At 60.7% G+C, this 19,273-nt stretch carries 21 protein-coding genes; 6 read left to right on the forward strand and 15 right to left on the reverse strand.

Features of this window, described 5'->3' with window-relative positions; translation table 11 throughout:
- The 3 genes from QZ196_RS05580 to QZ196_RS05590 form a co-directional block, all read right to left on the reverse strand.
- Positions 1 to 970: IS66 family transposase (locus tag QZ196_RS05580; protein ID WP_296424762.1), on the reverse strand; the 970-nt coding region annotated here is incomplete at its 3' end.
- A 68-nt stretch (positions 971 to 1,038) separates the two neighbouring features.
- Entirely contained in the window at positions 1,039 to 1,386 is a 348-nt protein-coding gene (gene tnpB / locus QZ196_RS05585) for an IS66 family insertion sequence element accessory protein TnpB (protein WP_296424764.1), read from the reverse strand.
- Entirely contained in the window at positions 1,383 to 1,799 is a 417-nt protein-coding gene (locus QZ196_RS05590; protein WP_296424766.1) for a transposase, read from the reverse strand. The genes tnpB and QZ196_RS05590 overlap by 4 nt, the downstream gene beginning before the upstream one ends.
- A gap of 262 nt (positions 1,800 to 2,061) precedes the next feature.
- Here QZ196_RS05590 and QZ196_RS05595 point away from each other — a divergent pair, with 262 nt between their 5' ends.
- Positions 2,062 to 2,433 (forward strand): glutaredoxin, encoded by a 372-nt coding sequence (locus QZ196_RS05595; protein WP_296424768.1) that lies wholly within the window; start codon positions 2,062 to 2,064, stop codon positions 2,431 to 2,433.
- A gap of 382 nt (positions 2,434 to 2,815) precedes the next feature.
- Here the strand turns inward: QZ196_RS05595 and QZ196_RS05600 are convergent, their stop codons facing one another.
- The 4 genes from QZ196_RS05600 to QZ196_RS05615 all read right to left on the reverse strand — a co-directional run bounded on the left by QZ196_RS05600 (position 2,816) and on the right by QZ196_RS05615 (position 6,386).
- A complete protein-coding gene (locus tag QZ196_RS05600) occupies positions 2,816 to 3,511 on the reverse strand; it encodes an ATP-binding cassette domain-containing protein (RefSeq protein WP_296424771.1) in 696 nt (231 codons plus the stop codon).
- Between the two features lie 9 nt (positions 3,512 to 3,520).
- Positions 3,521 to 4,693 carry an FtsX-like permease family protein gene (locus tag QZ196_RS05605; RefSeq protein ID WP_296424774.1) on the reverse strand — a complete coding sequence of 391 codons (1,173 nt, stop codon included), beginning with the start codon at positions 4,691 to 4,693 and terminating at the stop codon, positions 3,521 to 3,523.
- Complete coding sequence (locus tag QZ196_RS05610; protein ID WP_296424775.1) at positions 4,690 to 5,922, reverse strand: HlyD family efflux transporter periplasmic adaptor subunit; 1,233 nt, start codon at positions 5,920 to 5,922, stop codon at positions 4,690 to 4,692. Before QZ196_RS05610 ends, QZ196_RS05605 begins: the two co-directional genes overlap by 4 nt.
- Before the next feature lie 218 nt (positions 5,923 to 6,140).
- Positions 6,141 to 6,386, reverse strand: a complete 246-nt coding sequence (locus QZ196_RS05615; RefSeq protein ID WP_296424776.1) for a hypothetical protein — start codon at positions 6,384 to 6,386, stop codon at positions 6,141 to 6,143.
- A 494-nt stretch (positions 6,387 to 6,880) separates the two neighbouring features.
- Here QZ196_RS05615 and QZ196_RS05620 point away from each other — a divergent pair, with 494 nt between their 5' ends.
- The 4 genes from QZ196_RS05620 to QZ196_RS05635 all read left to right on the forward strand — a co-directional run bounded on the left by QZ196_RS05620 (position 6,881) and on the right by QZ196_RS05635 (position 9,427).
- Positions 6,881 to 7,294 carry a hypothetical protein gene (locus QZ196_RS05620; RefSeq protein WP_296424777.1) on the forward strand — a complete coding sequence of 138 codons (414 nt, stop codon included), beginning with the start codon at positions 6,881 to 6,883 and terminating at the stop codon, positions 7,292 to 7,294.
- Positions 7,295 to 7,650: 356 nt separating this feature from the next.
- The gene (locus QZ196_RS05625) at positions 7,651 to 8,007 is read left to right on the forward strand and encodes a hypothetical protein (RefSeq protein ID WP_296424778.1); all 357 of its coding nucleotides are present in this window, start codon (positions 7,651 to 7,653) and stop codon (positions 8,005 to 8,007) included.
- Positions 8,008 to 8,064: 57 nt separating this feature from the next.
- Entirely contained in the window at positions 8,065 to 8,793 is a 729-nt protein-coding gene (locus tag QZ196_RS05630; RefSeq protein ID WP_296424779.1) for a HupE/UreJ family protein, read from the forward strand.
- 13 nt (positions 8,794 to 8,806) lie between these two features.
- The gene (locus QZ196_RS05635) at positions 8,807 to 9,427 is read left to right on the forward strand and encodes a transmembrane anchor protein (protein WP_296424780.1); all 621 of its coding nucleotides are present in this window, start codon (positions 8,807 to 8,809) and stop codon (positions 9,425 to 9,427) included.
- A 166-nt stretch (positions 9,428 to 9,593) separates the two neighbouring features.
- Here QZ196_RS05635 and QZ196_RS05640 read toward each other — a convergent pair whose 3' ends face one another.
- From QZ196_RS05640 to QZ196_RS05655, 4 genes are all read right to left on the reverse strand, one after another.
- Entirely contained in the window at positions 9,594 to 11,051 is a 1,458-nt protein-coding gene (locus QZ196_RS05640; protein WP_296424781.1) for a nucleobase:cation symporter-2 family protein, read from the reverse strand.
- Positions 11,052 to 11,087: 36 nt separating this feature from the next.
- Entirely contained in the window at positions 11,088 to 11,567 is a 480-nt protein-coding gene (locus tag QZ196_RS05645) for an ureidoglycolate lyase (RefSeq protein ID WP_296424782.1), read from the reverse strand.
- The gene (puuE, locus tag QZ196_RS05650) at positions 11,564 to 12,964 is read right to left on the reverse strand and encodes an allantoinase PuuE (RefSeq protein WP_366510949.1); all 1,401 of its coding nucleotides are present in this window, start codon (positions 12,962 to 12,964) and stop codon (positions 11,564 to 11,566) included. The genes QZ196_RS05645 and puuE overlap by 4 nt, the downstream gene beginning before the upstream one ends.
- A gap of 61 nt (positions 12,965 to 13,025) precedes the next feature.
- Positions 13,026 to 13,946: a LysR family transcriptional regulator gene (locus QZ196_RS05655; RefSeq protein WP_296424784.1), complete on the reverse strand. Its 921-nt coding sequence runs from the start codon at positions 13,944 to 13,946 to the stop codon at positions 13,026 to 13,028.
- 91 nt (positions 13,947 to 14,037) lie between these two features.
- Here QZ196_RS05655 and QZ196_RS05660 point away from each other — a divergent pair, with 91 nt between their 5' ends.
- On the forward strand, positions 14,038 to 15,258 hold the full coding sequence (locus tag QZ196_RS05660; RefSeq protein ID WP_296424785.1) for a urate hydroxylase PuuD: 1,221 nt from the start codon (positions 14,038 to 14,040) through the stop codon (positions 15,256 to 15,258).
- 69 nt (positions 15,259 to 15,327) lie between these two features.
- Here the strand turns inward: QZ196_RS05660 and QZ196_RS05665 are convergent, their stop codons facing one another.
- The 4 genes from QZ196_RS05665 to rpe form a co-directional block, all read right to left on the reverse strand.
- Positions 15,328 to 16,254 carry a HAMP domain-containing sensor histidine kinase gene (locus QZ196_RS05665; protein ID WP_296424786.1) on the reverse strand — a complete coding sequence of 309 codons (927 nt, stop codon included), beginning with the start codon at positions 16,252 to 16,254 and terminating at the stop codon, positions 15,328 to 15,330.
- The gene (locus tag QZ196_RS05670; RefSeq protein ID WP_296424787.1) at positions 16,239 to 16,928 is read right to left on the reverse strand and encodes a response regulator transcription factor; all 690 of its coding nucleotides are present in this window, start codon (positions 16,926 to 16,928) and stop codon (positions 16,239 to 16,241) included. Before QZ196_RS05670 ends, QZ196_RS05665 begins: the two co-directional genes overlap by 16 nt.
- Positions 16,925 to 18,364 (reverse strand): DUF4173 domain-containing protein, encoded by a 1,440-nt coding sequence (locus QZ196_RS05675; RefSeq protein WP_296424788.1) that lies wholly within the window; start codon positions 18,362 to 18,364, stop codon positions 16,925 to 16,927. The genes QZ196_RS05670 and QZ196_RS05675 overlap by 4 nt, the downstream gene beginning before the upstream one ends.
- A gap of 149 nt (positions 18,365 to 18,513) precedes the next feature.
- A complete protein-coding gene (gene rpe / locus QZ196_RS05680; RefSeq protein WP_296424789.1) occupies positions 18,514 to 19,197 on the reverse strand; it encodes a ribulose-phosphate 3-epimerase in 684 nt (227 codons plus the stop codon).
- Positions 19,198 to 19,273: the final 76 nt, after the last annotated feature.

Genomic DNA, 19,273 nt, shown 5'->3' on the forward strand with positions numbered 1-19,273 from the left:
GGACCATGCAGGCCTGCTCGCTGGCGCGATCTGTCCCGAACAACCCATTGAACCCGGTGAAGCCATCGGCATGGATCACGCCCTTATATCCCTTGAGATGCGATGAGGGGTGCTCGCCCTTGCGATCCACGCTGAACTGATACCACACGCAGGGCGGGGCTTGCCCGCACCATGGGCGTTCATCGCGCACATAGCTCCAAAGGCGCGCCGTTTGCGCTTTTCCTTTGGCCTGCATCTTGACGGGCGTATCATCAGCGAACAGCGCAGGTCCGGCCCGAACCAATTTGCCGATATGGGCGGCCAGTGGCGCCATCAGCGCCGTTGATCGCCCCACCCAATCGGTCAGCGTGGAGCGGTGCAGGTCGACCTTGTCACGGGCATAGATTTCAGACTGACGATAGAGCGGCAGGTGATCACAATATTTGCCGACCAGCACATGGGCCAACAGGCCCGGCCCCGGGCGCCCGCGGGTAATCGGGCGTGAGGGCAGTTCGGCTTGGGCAAACGCGTCACAACAGGTGCAGGTCATGCGAGGCCGAACGATCCGTTTCACCACAAAATGGCCGGGGACGTATTCCAGCTCTTCTGTCACGTCCTCGCCGAGCGTCTTGAGCGCACCACCGCAATCGCCGCAGGCGTCACCCGGCGACAGGATTTCTTCCTGTCGCTCAAGATGATCGGGCAGCGGTGCGCGATTGTGGGTGCGTTTGGCAGGAGCCTCTTGATCAGTTTCGGGGACTGTCTTTTGCGCCGCGCTGGCGGCAGCAATTTCGGTATCTTCCTGAAGATCGAACGCCAGTTGATCCATGGTCTCGGATTTGCTGCCAAAACGGGCCTTGCGATGAGCGGCCAGTTCCTTCTTCAGTTTCTCGATCTGATAGGCCTGCGCCTTGATTTCGGCCGCCATCAACTCGCTGACAGCGCGCAGCTCAGTGGGGTCTTCAGGCAGGGATTTGAACGTCGCGCGCATGCGCATTTTATATCCGAAAAGCCTTCTGAACGGAACACAAAATACGCGTAAACCCATGTTTTATTGACTTATCCGGCCTGCAACGGCCGCCATGTCCGCGCAGGCGTCCGCCAGTCAATGCCCTCCAGAAGCATCGACAATTGCGCCGCCGTGACACAGATTTTTCCGTCCTTGGCCGCAGGCCAGACGAACCGCCCTTTCTCGAGGCGTTTCATGAACAGGCATGCGCCCTGCGTATCCCACCAGATGATCTTCAAAAGGTCACCTCTGCGACCCCGAAAGACGAACAGGTGGCCAGAATACGGGTCCTCGGCCAGCAGTTTCTCCGTTTGTGCGGCCAGCGTGTTGAAGCCACGCCGCATATCCGTAACGCCAGCCGCCAGCCAAACCCGCGTGTTGCTTGGCACTGGGATCATGTCGTCAACCCACGCACCAAGCCCATGACAGATACCAGCGACGTCGGGCCTTCCACCAGAATGCGCCGCCCGTCCGACAGCGCGATGTCCACGCGCTGCGCCAAAACAGCAGGTCCAGGATCAGCCGCCATGTCATTCATTCGCGCAGGAGCGGTCGGGCCTTCCAAAGCGGACGCTTCTATCTCGACAGGAAGGAAAACGCCTTCAAGAGCGATACTCTCCTCTGGCGACGGTCCGCTCTCCACCAGCGCAAACCGGGGATCTTTCAGCCACTTGAAAATCAAGTTCGCGTTCATCGAATAGCGGCGGGCAACCTGTGCAACCGAAACGCCCGGCGTCAACGTCTGCGCGCAAATCGTGCGCTTCTCGTCATCCGACCAGACCCGCTTCTTCAAACCCTTCTTCCCAGCCATCACAACCCTCAAGATGTCCACTATCGATGGTGAACACTATCACCCACTCCATCATGCAGGCAGGGCAGTCAGACCGGACGGATACGTCTTTTGCCACAGGGAAAATCCTGCACCGCAGCTTTGCGGCGATCCGGCCAAGGTCGTCCATGGGCCATGATTGGATATACCATGCGGAAAGTTAGAAACACGTTTGGCGCTTTAGGTGTCGGAAAAGTTTCGATACGTCGAAACCAACCAACGGAATCAGCAGAAAGTTTTATAAATGCGCCCACTGTTAAGCCCTGACGCTATCCACCCCGCCATTAACGAGACAGTCAGCACCTATCACAGCGACATTGTGCAAGAGGTCAGCCAAGCGGTAGCTGCGAACGGTGTCGTCGTCGTGGGCATGAAACAAAACCCAGTCGTCAAAAAGGCCCGCAAATCCCTGCAAGATGCAGGAATTGAATTCAAGTATCTGGAATATGGCAGCTACACTTCACAGTGGCACAAACGACTAGCCCTCAAGATGTGGTCGGGTTGGGCAACCTTTCCAATGATTTTCGTGGATAAAATGCTGATTGGTGGCAATGCGGAACTACAGTCGCTTCTCAAGAACCCAGATGCGAAATTGACGTCATTGACGCGCGTTTGAGTCCCCCTATGCCACGATAGCAGTCCGCAGCTCCCTTGGCATGGGGCTTACTCAGATCCAAAGGTTACCCCCATCACCGAAGGGAACGCGGTGATGCGCGACGACAAAAACGGCACGCAAAATCAGGAAGAACACCAAGCAGAGCGGACGCGCGTGCGGCAGCGCAGAGCCCACTTTTCAAAATGCTGCGCTTTGGCAATGCGCAGGCAGTGGGCACCGCAGATGTCGGAGAGTTCGCGTTACGACGTCCCGGATCATCGACCCATTTCGGGCGTCATGCTGAGATAGGTTGCAATCGCCGTTCGGGGGAAATCGGGATGGGTGGCCCGCTACGCATGATCTGCGTTTCAGTCGCAATGCCTGCCCGGGCACATGGACAGGATCAGGGGTTATCCGTCGTGGTGACAATCCTTCCATCTTCCAGTGTCAGGATACGGTCCGCGCGATCAAGGATGCGGTTATCATGCGTGACCAGCAGTGTCGTCGTGCCCCGCGCAGCGCCAAGGCGCTTGAGCAGGTCGACCACATCCGCTGCGCTGTCCTTGTCAAGCGCGGCGGTCGGTTCGTCCGCAAGGATCATGTCGGGGTTGCCGACCAGGGCGCGGGCTACCGCGACGCGCTGTTTCTGTCCGCCGGACAGGTTGGCAGGTAAATAATCAAGTCGGTCGGACAGGCCCACAAGCCCAAGCGCCTGCGCTGCCGCACGCCGCGCAAGATCGTCTGCCACGCCGGGGCGCACCTGAACACCCATGACGACGTTTTGCAGCGCGGTCAGGCTTTCGTGCAGATTGTGGGACTGAAAGATAAACCCCAGCCGCTGGCGCAACACGGTCAGTTCGGCCTCTGTCGCACCCTTCAACGCGTGTCCCATCAACTGCACAGACCCGTCCTGCACCCCGCGCAGGCAACCAAGCAGCGTCAGAACCGTGGTCTTTCCCGATCCTGACGGCCCCATCAGCACGGTAAAACTGCCGCGCGGCAGGCTGAGATCAATATCGAAAAGGACCTGCTTGCGCGCCTCACCGGTGCCGAACCAATGGTTCATCCCGCGCGCCTCGATGATCATGCTGCTATTCATGGTGGCTCCTCAAAACAGATCGGCAGGATCAGCCGCTGCAAGGCGTCGGGTAGCGATGACCCCCGACAGGACCGAAAAAACCACGGTCCCCGCAAAGACGGTGACCGCCATCCCCGGCGTCATCGCGAGCGGCAAGGTCGTGGCCTTGCCCATCAGAGTCAGAATACCGGTGCCGACGACAAGCCCCGGCAAAAAGCCGAGGACCCCCAGCACCAGTGCCTCCTCGACGACAATGCCAAGGAAAAACCGCGGGCCATAGCCCATTGCCTTGAAGGTCGCATATTCGCGCAGATGGTCCGCCACGTCTGCGGACAGCACCTGATAGACGATGACCAGCCCCACCAGCACGCCGATCAGCACGCCGAAACCAAAGATGATGCCGGTGGGCCGCTTGGTCTGCTGATAGCGCAGGTCCTCCTGCGCGGCGTCGCCATAGCTGCGGATGCGCAAGCTGTCGTCCGAAATCAGAATGCGCAGTCGCTCTGCCACGGTCGCGACATCGGCGCCGGGACGCAGCCGCAACAGAATGTGGTCCGGCGCGGCCGAACTGCGCGATGCGAACAGCGACAAGAAGGTCTGGTTGGAGACGAACATATAGCCATCCCCGCCAAAGCCGCCGCCGCCGGCAAAGGTATTCAGCGCCGTCAGGGTCCGGTTCTGCGTCTCAAAGGACAAGGGCGTCTGCGGCCGGATCGCGGCGGCGGCTTCTTTTGAAATGCCGCGCGCCAGCCGGTCCAGGATTGCGACGTCCTGCACCTGCAGGGACGCGATGTTGCCCGCGATCTGCGGTGCGACGAATTGGGGTTGGCTGGGGTCGATCCCGAAGGTCGTGAGACTGATATCGGTGTCGCCCCGTTTCAGCGGCGCGTTGGCGATGAAAAGCCCCGTCCCGGCAATCACGTCCGGATCGGCAAAGGCCCGCAACATCCACTGCCGGGCGACATTTTCGCCCTCTGCCAGCGCATTCGCATCTGCCGCCGAGATCATGATATCGGCGTTGAAAAACGCGTAAGGCCGCAGTGTCGCAGTCGCCATTGAGTTCATAATGCCAAGCTGGACGAAAACCAGCACATTGGCAAAGGCGACACCCGACAGCGCGGCCATGAACCGCCCGCGCTTGTGGCTCAGTTGCAGCCAGCCAATGGGCAGGCGGCCAAAAAGCCATTGCAGAATCCGGCTCATTGCGCGGCCCGCGTGAATGCGCCGGTGTCGATACGCGCCACGGCCTCGAGGCCGACATACCGCGCCGCAAGCGATGACGACCCCGCATCAAGCGCGACCAGAACCCTGATCACCCGCGCGTCGGAATTCGCCGCCGCATCGTCCGAAATCAGGCCCTGCCGCCCCACGGTAAGACCGATGCTTTGCACGGTGCCGCGCAGCGACTGGCCAAGCGCGGGTGCGGCCAGTTCCACCGGCTGACCCACGGCGACCGCGCTGACGCGGTCCTGCCAGATTTCGACCTCGGCCATCATCACGCCGGTGTCGCCCATCTCCATGATGCCCTCGGCGGGGGGGCGCTGGCCCGGCGTGGCGTTGATCTCGAGGATCGTGCCGCTTACGGGCGCGCGCACTTCGGCACGGGCCATATCCATCTGCGCGCGGGTCACCTCTGCCTGCGCGGCAGCAACATTGCGGGCCGCGACGACGACATCGGGTTGATCGTCAAGCGCACCGGCGGTGAAACGGGCCAGTGTCGCCTCTGCGCGCCGGACCGCGAGCGTTGCTTCCTCGGCTGCCGTAAGGGCGGCATCCAGCGTGGCGCTGGTAGAAACGCCGCGGTCGACAAGGTCTTGGGTCCGCGCAAGGTTTGTCGCAGCCTCGCGCGCTGCGGCGCGGGCCGTATCAAGCGTCGCCTGCGCCTCTGCACGGCTCGCCGCAACGGCGCTGCGGATCTGGGCCAGTGTCGCCTGCCGCACCGCCAGATTTGCCTCGGCCGTCAGCACCCCGCCTTCCAGCGCCGCGCCGTTGTCGAGGCGCGCAACGGGCGTACCGCGCGTGACGGTGTCGCCTATCGCCACCAATATCTCGGCCACACGCGCGTCGCCCGCGCCGTAAGGTGCCGCCACGATGGCCACGTCGCCGCGAGGCATCAGCCGCGCCAGCCCCACCACATCCGTCGGCAGCAACGTTTCGGCGATCTCCTGCGGCAGTGCGATGTCGGGTGGCAGCGCAATCGGGCTGTCAGCCCCGCCGCCGGGTTGCAAGCCGGTCAGCGCATAGAATTTCTGTAGCGCGGGCGGCTGGTAATACATGCCGATCACCCCGCCCGAAAACATGAAGACCGGGATCAGCAGAACAAGCAGATACCGTTTGCGGAGCCCGTGACGCGGCCCCTTTCGAAGGGCTCCCGGCCTGTCCGGATCACGTCCGAGATCAAGGGGCAGATCGGGTGAATCTTTCGCAGTCATATCAATGGTCCTTGCCGGTGTTGAAAAAGGGCAGCAGCGGGAATGGGTTATTTCGCCGTCTTTCCCATGGGTCAGCCGGTGGGCCAGATCATCCGCTGCATGACGTTGTTTTGCAGAACCGGCTTGCGGAACGGTCATTGGTCAGGGCTCTCTTTTTCGTCGGGCTGGTGCGGAGAAGGCGCCAGCTACGTCTTGTCGCGACTGTTACGGCGTATCGGTTATGCCTGCGTACCCTTTGAATCCGCGCGGTCATTATTTCCGTCTAGCATGGCAAAGGGCCGTACGGCCATAGGCTGCGTCCCCTCGGCACCGCTGTCGCATGAATTGCAGACCGGGTTATTGACCATGGCCTGCATCGGCCCACGTCCCGCCGCTCCACCGTGCATCATGTGGCCCGGCCCCCAGCCGTCCGGTCGTTCGGCTGTTGCGACGGAACCAAGGCTCAGACTTGTCTTGCGTTTCATGTTATCGCCCCCCTTGGGTACAAGTCGCGATGACGTCGGGGTGGCGCTTCGATTGGATGATCCTTGACGTGATGATGCCCGGCAAAGACCGGTTGTCGGGCGGCCACCGGCCCAAATCATGGGTCAAAGCAGGGGCTTTGTGCGGTTTTGCGCGGTCGGCGATCCGTCGGACAAAGGTCGGACGTCTGTCGGACCTTCTAACAGGCAGCGGCGAGGTCAAGCGGGCGTGCGGGCGTCATGCCAGCTGCAATTCGACGATTTGGCGCCGGGCCGCCATTCAGTCGCAGGGCGATTTAACGTCGGTGCCGTGCCGTGACTTGGCGCTATGATTGCGAAATTGATGCCGCACGGCAAAAAATAAACAGGATATGACATATGTATTTGGCATTTTTGCCTTTTTCATGCTTTGTCGGGGCCCTTTATTAGTGAACGTATCCTTGCATGGCGAAAAATTGAAACTGATATAATCACTTGGCCTTGCAAACATTGCAGCCTTGGCAACGACCACGGTTGCCGCAGTCGCTGACGAGCTTCCGACTTTTGCCGCCCAATCCACGGTCAATATAACGGCTGCGGCGCCGGAATGGGCCGGTGGTTATGTCGGCGGCAGCCTTGATTACACGACCAGCAGCGCCCTTTATTGCGATGGGTTCGACGGTGACGAATACGATTGCCACGATCCCGCAGACGGGCTTCCAGAACCATCACCCAAAGGTAGCATGATCGGCGTCACCGGCGGCTACGATTGGCAGAGCGGTGTCCACGTTTATGGTGTTGCGGGCGATCTGATGTTCGGCGACCTGTCGGATGTCGTCGGAAACGGCACGGACCCAAACAATGGCTGCAGCGGCGGTTGCGGGCTGGAAGTGTCCAGTATTGCGCGGCTCACGCTGGCTTATCGTTTTTGATCATTGGTCCGCCCGCCTATCGCACCGGGCGGACCCTGCCCTTGATCCGAATTCCGACAGCGCCACAGATGTTGGTGCAATGGCGGATCATTTGGCGGCGGCCTGACCGCTGAACCGGTCGCAAAGGTCCAACACATCATTCAGCAAAGACCTGATGGAAATTGCCGACAGCCCATCGTCGCGCAAACGGCAGGATGCGCCGACATCTTCCCATCGGCGCGGATCGGCTGAGTGGACAAGGCCGGACTGCTTGCATGGATATGCGGCTTTGTCATAAGGTCCCTGAAAACCTCTGACAGGGGTCAGGCAAGACGGCACCAGAAGCGTGCCGCGTATTGGCAGAGCAGGCAGGAACGATGACATTCGCAAAGAGATTTGGAAAGATGGCGTTTGCCGCGCTTCTTTACCTGTCGCTTGTGGTCTGGACCGTCATGCCTGCGGCCACCCATGCACCTGCCGCATTCGTCGGAACGATCCAGACCCATATCCAGATGATCGCTTACCACGGACATTCGCACGGCGTTGAGGAAGACCTTTCCTGGGCCATGCACGGCCACAACCACGACGCTGCGGACCACGATCACAGCACGGCATTCCTTGCATTTAGCACCGGATCGCAGCCGTTCTTTACAGACAAGGACGCTCGGCGCCTTCGGCCTTCGCGGCAAGGCCCGCATCCCAATTTCCGGATCGAACGCCCCCCGCGTGCATGATCGCGGCTGCACTTTGCGGCTTTACCGATCAATCAAATGCACAACGGAGACGTATCCATGATTTCCAGTTCACGGGTTCAGCGCGCCCTGGCGACACGCCAGTTGGCCGCCCTGATCCTTATGGTGCTGGCGGCGTTCATCCTGAACGTCAGTCAGGCCCTTGCCCATAACGTCACGGAAGGTGACGCGGGCTATATTCAAGAAATCTGGGGGGTGAACATCATTCCCTTCATGTATCTCGGCGCCAAGCACATGGTGACGGGCTACGATCACATCCTGTTCCTGCTCGGCGTCGTTTTCTTTCTTTACAGGATGAAGGACGTCGGTATCTATGTCAGCCTGTTCGCCCTTGGCCATTCAACCACGATGCTGCTTGGCGTCTGGTTCGGCTGGGGCGTGAACGCCTATATCGTCGATGCCATCATCGGCCTGTCGGTTGTCTACAAGGCGCTCGACAATCTGGGTGCCCATCAGCGCTGGTTCGGGTTTCAGCCGAATACAATGGCCGCGACCCTGATCTTCGGGCTTTTCCACGGGACAGGTCTGGCCACCAAGATCCTTGACTACGACATCGCGTCTGATGGGCTTCTGCCCAATCTGCTGGCGTTCAATGTCGGCGTCGAGATCGGGCAGATTCTGGCACTCGCCGTCATCCTGATCGTCATGGGTTACTGGCGCCGCAAACCCGCCTTCCTGCGTCAGGCCTACACCGCAAATGTTATCATGATGACCCTCGGGTTCATTCTGATGGGCTATCAAATCGTCGGCTACGTCGTGGCCGTTTGAAAGGAAACTTCCTATGTTCAATGCAAACAAGCCTTCGCTTGAGGAACTGCCCAGCACGGCGCAGCTTTTGCGATCGACAGCAATCGCGGCTGTTGCGGCTGTCGCACTTCTTGTCACCATCGTCCTGCCGTCCGAATACGGCATCGACCCGACACGTGTCGGCGGCGTTCTTGGCCTGACGGAAATGGGCGAGATCAAACGCCAACTGGCCCAAGAGGCTGAAATGGACCGTCAAATGGAAGCCGCGGGTGATCAGTCAAGCTTCCTTGACGGGATTTTCGGGATTTTTGTCGGCGCGGCCCATGCGCAGGAAGCCGTGGTCTGGCGCGACGAAATCAGCTTTACCCTCGCACCCGGAGACTCGGCGGAATGGAAACTGGTCATGCAGCAAGGCCAGACCGCGCAATACCAGATGTTTGTCGCAGGCGGGCGGGTCAACGTTGATCTGCATGGTCACGGGTCCGGTCAATCTGTCACCTACGACAAGAGCCGCGGCTCCACCGGATCGGAAGGTGACATCATCGCCGGTTTTGACGGCGAACACGGCTGGTTCTGGCGCAACCGCGACAAGACCGATGTTACGGTGACGCTGCAAGTGCGCGGTGAATATGCCGTACTGAAAGACGCGAGCTGACACGATTGCTGCCATTCGCGCAACGTGCCGCGAATGGCAGGTCCGGACCGGAAGTGACGGTGCAACCGGTCGATACAAAGGCGCGCTTTGCCCGCGCGACGTCCATTTACCGATCAGGACAACGGCACTGCGGAAAGCCCCCGGCGTCGCACCGGGGGCCATCTTATTACTTGTGGCCGGCGTGACCGCCCGAGATTTCCTCGGTGCCGTCCATATCCTCGGGCAGCAGCAGGTTCAGCACGATCGCGATTAGCGCGGCGGGCAGAATACCCGATGCGGCCAGCACCCGCAGCCCGTCAGGCAGGAATTGCAGCGCATTGGGCGCACCGGGTGCCAGGTTCAGCACCTCGAGCTGCAGACCAAGCCCGATGGACAGGGCAATCGCAAAGATCACCATGTTGCGCTTGTTCCACACGACATCCGACAGCATGGACACACCGGCGGCCACGACCATCCCGAACATCACGATCACACCGCCGCCCAGCACCTCGATCGGCATGGCGCGCACGATCCCACCCACCTTGGGCACCAGCCCGCAGAAGATCAGGAAGATCGCACCAATCGTCACGACGTGGCGGCTCATCACGCCAGTCATGGCAATCAGGCCGACGTTCTGGCTGAAGGATGTATTCGGCAGACCGCCAAAGATGCCACCGATCGCCGTGCCGAAACCATCGGCAAAGGTCGCGCCCTGAATTTCCTTGTCCGTCGCCTCGCGGCCTGCGCCGCCTTTGGTGATACCCGATACATCGCCCACGGTTTCAACCGCCGACACGAATGCCATCAGGCAAAAGCCGACCAATGCCGCAAAGGAAAATTCGAACCCGTATTTGAACGGCATCGGCACGGAAAACCACGCTGCGTTGTTCCATTGCTGGGCCACGAATGCAGGCGTTACCACCGGCGTTTCCCAGAAAATCGGCGTGATATACAGCGCATAAAGATACCCTACGACGATCCCGATCAGCACCGCCGACACCGACAGCATGCCGCGCGCAAAGAACTTGAGACCCAAGGTCACGAAAACCACGACCAAGGCTGCGGACCAATTCATCCAGCTGCCATATTCGGGATTGTTGAAACTTTTGGCAGGCACGCCGCCTGCCGCATATTCGATACCGACCTTGACCAGCGCCAGACCGATCATCGTCACCACAAGGCCGGTCACCAGCGGTGGCAAAGCAAAGCGGATCTTGCCGATCACCGTGCCCAGCAGCGCATGAAACAGACCGCCCAGAAACACCCCCGTCAGCAACGCGCCCATCGCTTCGGGACCCTTGCCGGCGACCAGTGGAATCATGATCGGGATAAAGGCAAACGACGTGCCCTGCACAATCGGCAGCCGCGCGCCCACCGGGCCAAAGCCAATCGTCTGGAACAACGTGGCGATACCGGCAAACAACATCGACATCTGGATCAGATAGGTCATATCCGGAAAGCCAAGCGCGCCCGCGTCGGACCCAAACCCGAAACCGGCAGCGCCGGCCACGATGATCGCGGGCGTGACGTTCGAGACGAACATCGCCAAAACATGTTGAATACCCAGCGGCACCGCACGCGCCATCCCCGGAAAATAGTCAGGATCGCGCAGTTGCTCTGGCGTTCCTATGCTTGCGTTACTCATTTTTCTTCCCCTGTTGTTGCCGGTCTTTAGCGCCGGTCAGTCGTCCAAAACTACGCGGTATGGCGTATCGAAAACATGCTCATCAAGGTTGGGGCCGTCGCCGATCCGGTCGATCACGGCAAACAGGCCGGGCCCGGACAATGGGGTCAGCACCCCGTGCCATGTTCCACGATGGAAATTTATGCCCTCTCCCGGTGCGGTGATGAACGCCTGTGGCGTCAGTGCGGCATCGGCCACGACAACCAAAAACGGGTCCATACTCATCGGAATGAACGCTTGGCTGCCCTCAGGATGACGTTCAATCAGATCAAGCGTATAGGGCAGCGTCCGCAGTGTGGACCGGAACAGGCTGATCCCAACCCGGCCATCGCCGACATCGACAAGGGCCCGGTCATGAAACCGCCCGCACAGCCCCGCATTGATGATCTTGTCGGGGGCACCATCGCAGTTCAGCACATCGCCAAACGGGGCAAAGGCCGTGGCCGTCAAAGGGGATATCCTGAGATCACGGGTCACCTTGGCAACATGTCCTTTAACCGATGCAGCGCGATGCGTTCGACCTGATGGCAGGCTTGGGCAAACTCTGCCGCCCGATCATTATCCAGCCGGGTCTGAAAGGCTGCCATAATCGACGCCTTGTCGTGGTCGCGCACGGCAATGATGAAAGGAAACCCGAATTTTGCGGTATATGCGTCATTTGCCGCCGCAAAATGCGCCCGCTCGCCATCGGTCAGTGCGTCCAATCCAACGGACGCCTGCTCGGTCGTGCTTTCTGCCGTTAACCGCTTGGCGGCTGCCAGTTTCCCGGCCAAATCAGGGTGCGCCGTCAGCACGCCCAGCCGCGCATCCTCAGAGGCGGACCGAAACATGCGCGCCAGTGCATTATGCAAGCCAACCGCAGTGTCATGCGCGGGGCCAAGTTCCAGCCCATGCGCCCGCTCGGCAATCCACGGTGAATGTTCAAACACGCCGCCATAGGCCGCGACAAACGCAGCCAGATCCATCTGCGAAGGCCGTTCAAAGCGCACAGAGGGGTGCGTCGCGGCCCAGTGATCAGCGATCTGTTCACGGGTCGCAAACCACACGTCAGCGTGGCCCTGCGCATAATCAATAAACTGGCGCAACGCCTCGACGCGGCCCGGCCTGCCAATCAGACGGCAATGCAGCCCAATCGACATCATCCGCCCGCCCTCGCGGTAAAGCGCGTCAAAACTGGCCTTGAGGTAATCGAAAAACTGGGTTCCGGTGTTAAACCCCTGCGGCGTGGCAAAGCGCATATCATTGGCGTCCAGCGTATAGGGCACGATCAACTGATCATAGCGCCCAAACGCGGACCAATACGGCAGATCGTCGGCATAGGTATCGGCGACATAGGCGAACTGCCCCGTCTGGGCTGCCAACCGGACCGTATTCATCGAACAACGGCCCGTGTACCAGCCACGCGGCGCGGTCCCGACAACTTCGGTATGCAACCGAATGGCCTCGGCCATATCCGCGCGCTCCACGTCCTCGGGGGCGTCTTTGTATTCGACCCACTTCCATCCATGGCTGGCGATTTCCCAGGCCGCGTCTTTCATCGCGGCAACCTGTTCGGGGCTGCGCGCCAGCGCCGTGGCAACCCCGTAAACCGTCACCGGCAAGTCCGCCATGAGGCGGTGCAAGCGCCAGAACCCGGCCCGCGACCCATATTCATAGATGCTTTCCATGTTCCAATGGCGTTGCCCAGGCCATGCCGCAGCGCCGACAATTTCGGACAGGAACGCCTCGGACGCCGCATCGCCGTGCAGCACGTTATTCTCGCCGCCCTCTTCGTAATTGACGACAATCTGCACGGCAATTCTGGCCCCACCCGGCCATTTGGCATCGGGGGGATTGGGACCATAACCAATCATGTCACGCGGATATCGCTGCAATGGACGTACTCCTGTTCGTTACGAAGCTATTCCAGAATAATTGAAACGTTTTTCAAATAAATCACGAAGCACTTTCGGCGCGGCGGACAGCCGCGCTGATCCGGTCAATGATGAAATCCATAAAAAGCCGCGTCTTCGGGTCCTGATGGCGCCTGTGGGTATAAAGGCAGGCCATCTGCACAGGCACCGGCGGGGTCGCTTCGGCCACGACGACCAAAACCCCCGAGGTCAAATGGTCTTCCACCTCGAATCGGGGCTTCATCGCCACCCCCTGTCCGGCCAGCGCCCAATCGGTCAGCACATCGCCATCGTCGCTTTCTAAACGGCCACTGACGCGAAATCGTTGCGGACCGTCATCGGTCATCAAACGCCACTGAAACTCTGCCGCGCCGGGAAACCGCAGGTTCAGGCAATCGTGCTTGTCGCGCACCAGCGCCGGACCATCCACCGGATGCCCGCGCTGCGCGATATAGGCGGGCGCGGCCACCAGTACACGCTCCACGTCGGCGATCTTGCGGATTCGCAAATTGCTGTCGGCGGGCTGGCCCAGATGAAACGCCAGATCCAGACCCTCGGCTGTCATATCCACATTGCGGTCGGTCAGACGCAGGCGCACGTCAATCTGGGGATACGCAACAGTGAACGCAGGCACATTGGGCGCAATCAACCGCCGCCCCACACCCAACGGCGCCGCGACATGCAACAGCCCCTTGGGATTTTCGGTCAGGTCCATGACCTGCGCCTCGGCGTAATCCACCGCATCCAACACCGAACAGGCCCCGCCATAAAACGCCTTGCCCTGCGCGGTGGGGGTCAGACTGCGGGTCGTTCGCTGGAACAGGCGCACCGACAGATGATCCTCGAGCTGTGATATCCGGGCCGACGTGACCGCAGGCGAAATCCGCAAATCGCGGCCCGCCGCCGACATGGAGCCCAACTCGTAGACCCGCACAAAGGTTCTGATGTTATCGAGATATGACATTATTCCGCAATTTTTGATAGAGCTTGGTAATATCAGGATATACAGAATAACGAATGGCCTGACTAGACTGCCTGTAAAAGGGGGACCGCGTATGTATGATATAGCAATTCTGTGGGACTGGGCGGCTTTCGCTGTACGCTGGTTGCATGTGATCACGGCCATCGCGTGGATCGGATCATCGTTCTACTTCATCGCACTGGACCTGTCGCTGAACCGCGATATCGACGGGCCTGCGGACGGCGAAGAATGGCAGGTCCACGGTGGCGGCTTCTATCACATCCAAAAGTATCTCGTCGCGCCTGCAGCGATGCCCGAACACCTGACATGGTTCAAATGGGAAAGCTATGTCACCTGGCTTTCAGGCTTGGCGATGCTGGCGGTCGTCTATTGGGCCGGGGCGGAACTGTTCCTGATTGACCCCGCCAAAGCCGACCTTGCCACATGGCAGGCCATCGCGATCTCTGCTGGCTCGCTTGCGATCGGGTGGGTGATCTACGATGCCCTTTGCAAATCGCCGCTGGGCAACCAACCAACCACCCTGATGGTGCTGCTGTTTGTGCTGCTGGTGGCGATGTCTTGGGGCTATGATCAGGTCTTTACAGGCCGCGCGGCGCTGCTCCATCTGGGGGCCTTTACGGCGACGATCATGACCGCCAACGTCTTTGTCATCATCATGCCGAACCAGCGGATCGTCGTGGCCGACCTGAAGGCCGGACGCACGCCAGACCCCAAATACGGCAAAATCGCCAAGCTGCGGTCGACCCACAACAACTACCTTACGCTGCCGGTGATCTTTTTGATGTTGTCAAATCACTACCCGCTGGCGTTTGGCACGCAATATGCGTGGATCATCGCGGCGCTGGTCTTTTTGATGGGCGTGACGATCCGGCACTACTTCAACTCGATGCACGCGCGCAAAGGCCAGCCATCATGGACATGGGCCGTCGCGGTGATCCTGTTCTTGATCATCGCATGGCTGTCCAGCGTACCCCGCTTCGATACCTACGAAGAGGCAGAGGCACGGGCCCTTACCCCCTACGAGGCCCGGTTTGCATCCGCCGCCGGGTTTGACGACGCACATGACATCGTCATCGGGCGCTGTTCGATGTGCCACGCCCGTGAACCGGTCTGGGGCAACATGCAATGGGCACCCAAAGGGGTGTTCCTCGAGACGACGGGCGATATCGCCAAACACGCGCGGCAAATCTATCTGCAGGCAGGCGTCAGCCACGCCATGCCACCCGCAAACATCACCAACATCCCCGACGAAGACCGTGCCAAAATCGCCGCATGGTATCGGGCGGGATCGTAGGGCGGGGTTCACCCCGCCACGCCGATCAAGCCAAACCGTAGGGTGGGTCTTGACCCACCTTACGCTGCATCAAAACCTGATCTCAAAAACAGCGCCTTGCCCATTGATCAGGTCGATCTGCGCGCCCTGCGCCTGCAACATACGGCGCACAATCGGCAGGCCCATTCCGGTGCCACCCTCTGCACGCCGAGTCGTGAAAAACGGATCAAAAACCCGGTCCCGATTACCCGCAGAAATCCCCGGCCCATCATCCCGCACCATCATGCGGTCGTCCACCAAATCAAACGTAATCACCCGCGCGCCATGCCCCCGCGCATTGCCGATCAAATGTGTGGCGACCAGCGCCAGCGCGGCGCGCGGCAACGGCACGATCCCATCGTGCAACACCACCACATCGCCAAACTCCGACAGAACATCGGACAGCAAACATGCCCCGGCGGGCATCGGCTCTTGCGCAATGGCCAGCGCGCGCTGACTGTCCAGCAGGGCCTCCATGCGCGCCACCGCCCCCATGATATTCGCCAGCATCCGATCCCTGTCCGTTGCCGCAAGCCCCGGATCATCCAGCAGCTCGGCCGCACCGCGCACGACCGTCAGCGGTGATTTCAGCTCGTGGGTCACATGGTCCGCATAAGACCGCAGCACCGCCTCGCGTCCGCGCAACGTGGCGCTCATGTCCAGCACCGCCTGCCCCAACTGTGAAAACTCCGGCGTGCCAAAATGCGTCGGCGCGGCCTGCGCCCCGGTGCTATGCGCATACGCCGTCAGCGCCCGCACCGGCCGCAACACCAGCCGCCACAGCAAAAACCCAAGCACCGCCGTCGCGCCAAAGGCCACCCATACGATCATCCAACTGGTTTCCACCCAGCCCAGAACTCCGCCGGCCACCCGAAAATAGACGACCCCCAGCAACGGCAGGCAGAACACGGCCGCCAATGTCCCCCCCAGCACCAATGCCAGCGGCGGGCGCCACTTGCGGATCACACGCCCCGACATGGTCCCATCCGAACGCCCACGCCATGCACAGTCTCGATCGCATCCAGACAGGCCGCACCAACAAGTTTCGCGCGCAAATTGCGCAGATGGCTGTCCATCGTGCGATCACTCACATGAACGTTGGTGCCGTAAATCGTGTCCACCAACTGCGGGCGCGACAGCACATGATCCGGGCGCAGCATCAACTGCACCAGCAGCGCCATCTCGCGGGCCGTCAGGGTCAGCGGCACATCACAGACGTGGCACAAATGCCGGTCCGGATCGACGCTCAGCACACCGCGCCGCAACACCGCCTGCGCCGCAGCCCCCGGCGCTGCGCGTTTCAAGATGGCCCGGACCCGTGCGACCAGCTCGCGGGGGGAAAACGGCTTGGACACGTAATCATCCGCGCCTAACTCCAACCCCACGACCCGGTCAATCTCGTCGGCCTGCGCGGTCAAGAACAGGATTGGGACGTCCGATGACTTGCGCAACGCGCGGCAGACGGACAACCCGTCCATCTCGGGCATCCCAATATCCAGCACGATCAAATCAGGGCGCAGGGCCTGCGCCATCCGCAATGCGGCACGACCGTCATCGGCCTCGACCACTGAAAATCCGGCCTGTTCCATGGCGATCCGAACGACATCGCGGATCTGCGCCTCGTCATCTGCCACCAAGATTTGACCGTTCATGTCCGCACCTCTGCTTCGATTGCCGCCAAACTAAGGCGCAGCCGCGCATTGCGATAGCCCCATTCACGCCAGTCACGCGGCGCGCCCAGCCCCGGCCACCCCCGCGAACATAATGGCGCGCCCGAACGCCGTTCATAGGCCGCAATCGCAGGCACGGCCCCCCCGCTCAACCCACAGACATAATAGGGGTCAACGCGCGGACTGTTCAGATTGGATCGGGCCACATAGCCGTCGACATTCACCAAAGCGCAGACATAAAGCGCCACGATCCCAAGCCCCGCCGCACGCAACCCAAACCACGCCACCGGTACGCGCTGCACCATCTGCGCGATCAGCAACACAAGCCCAAGCGCCACAACGACCATCCAAACAAAGGCTGCAAACCGCAGCCGCGTCAGCCCGTAGACATCCACATAAAGATCCAGCCGCAGGATCGACGACACCACCAGCAACACCGTCTGCGCGACCCACAGATACAGCAGCCCGCGCAACCGCGTACACCCACCCAAATACGGTTGCGACAGCAGCGCAAACGCCCCCGCCAACAGCGCGGTCCCCAACAATGGATAGGCCCCGCGATGTGCATAGGCCGCATAGGTCATCCCCTCAGGCAACGCGACACCACCCCAAAGATACCCAAGATCAAGCAGGCTCTGCACAAGGAAAATCGCGTTGAACAGGACCAGCGCGCGCGACACGGACCGATCATTGACCAAGCCACTGCGCCATCGCGGTGGACGCGCGGCGGACACGCAACGCAACCGTCCTGCCATCGCCGACAGCCGCAGGAACGGCCATACCAAAACGATCATCACACACCAAAAGGCAACGCGCGCACCGCTCACCGAAAACCCGTTTTCAAACCGGGTCATCTTGGCCAACCACAGGTCCACGACCGGGTTGGCCATCACCATCAAGACGACAAACACAGCCCCCACGCCCAGCGGCACAGCCCAGTCCAGGAAAACCCCCCGCAGCCTGCCCGCAGCAGGCGCAGCAATGCACAACGCGCAGACATCCACAACCGACTGAAGCAATCCTGCTCCCGGAAACCGCCGCATGACCTGCAATATCGCCGCCGCGTCCCAGACGGGCACAATCATCAAGGCGGCAAAACCCAAAAGACCCAAACCCGCAAAGATCACCGACAGCATCTGCACCAAATCCACCGCGGGCACCAAAGCCACGAAAAGCAGCCCCCATGCCGCTGCGGACCGGCCCCGCGGCACCGCCCCCCACCGCATGACCTGCATGGCCAATGCGACAATCAGCACCCACGCGACAACCCCAAGACCACCGGTCGCGGCCCAGACCAGCCAATCCGCACAAACCACCGCCACCACCAAAAGCCACATCGGGCGCGGGTGACGTGGCACGGCATCATCCATCCACCACGCATCTTTCGCCAACCGCTCCGGCAATCCACGCACAACCATATCCTGTCCCTTACCTGTTTGTTGCAGGCAGGGCTAAGTCACGGTTGTGCAGCTTGTCTGCCAGCAGTCGTGCAGTTTTCGCGCAAGTCACTTCTTCCGAGCGGAAATATCCGCGGGGGTCAGGGGGCAGCCAGCCCCCTGCGGGCGATTCAGCCCGCTGCAGCGTCGCGAATAGCGCGGATATTGGCGCCATATGGGGCGGGGTCACTGACCGATCCGCCCCGGAACACGGCCGATCCGGCAACCAGCACATCAGCACCGGCAGCCACCACCAAAGGCGCCGTCGTCGGATCAACACCGCCGTCGATTTCGATGTGAATAGGCCGGTCGCCAATCATTTCGCGCAACAATCGGACCTTTTCGATCTGACTATGAATAAACTTCTGCCCGCCAAATCCGGGGTTCACCGTCATGACACAGACCAAATCAACCATATCCAACAGGTCTCCGACGGCCGACGCGGGCGTGCCGGGGTTCAGCGCGACACCCGCCTTGGCACCCGCGCCACGAATTGCCTGCATCGTGCGGTGAATATGCGGACCCGCCTCGACATGGGCGGTAATCACGTCGGCACCCGCTTCGGCAAATGCCGCAATATACGGATCGACCGGGGCGATCATCAGATGCACATCCATGACACCCTTGATGTGCGGGCGGATCGCAGCGCACGTCGCTGGGCCGAATGTGATATTGGGAACAAAATGCCCATCCATCACATCGACATGCACCCAATCGGCGCCCTGCGCCTCGATCGCGCGGCATTCCGCGCCAAAATTGGCGAAATCAGCAGACAGGATAGACGGGGCAATCTTGACGGAACGATCAAAGGACATCGGGGGGTACCTCACAAGCAGAATTCCACAGCGCAATAGCGCGGCAATCGGCGAATGTCACGGGGAACCCAACAAA

Source organism: Yoonia sp., assembly GCF_017854565.1.
GTDB lineage: Bacteria > Pseudomonadota > Alphaproteobacteria > Rhodobacterales > Rhodobacteraceae > Yoonia.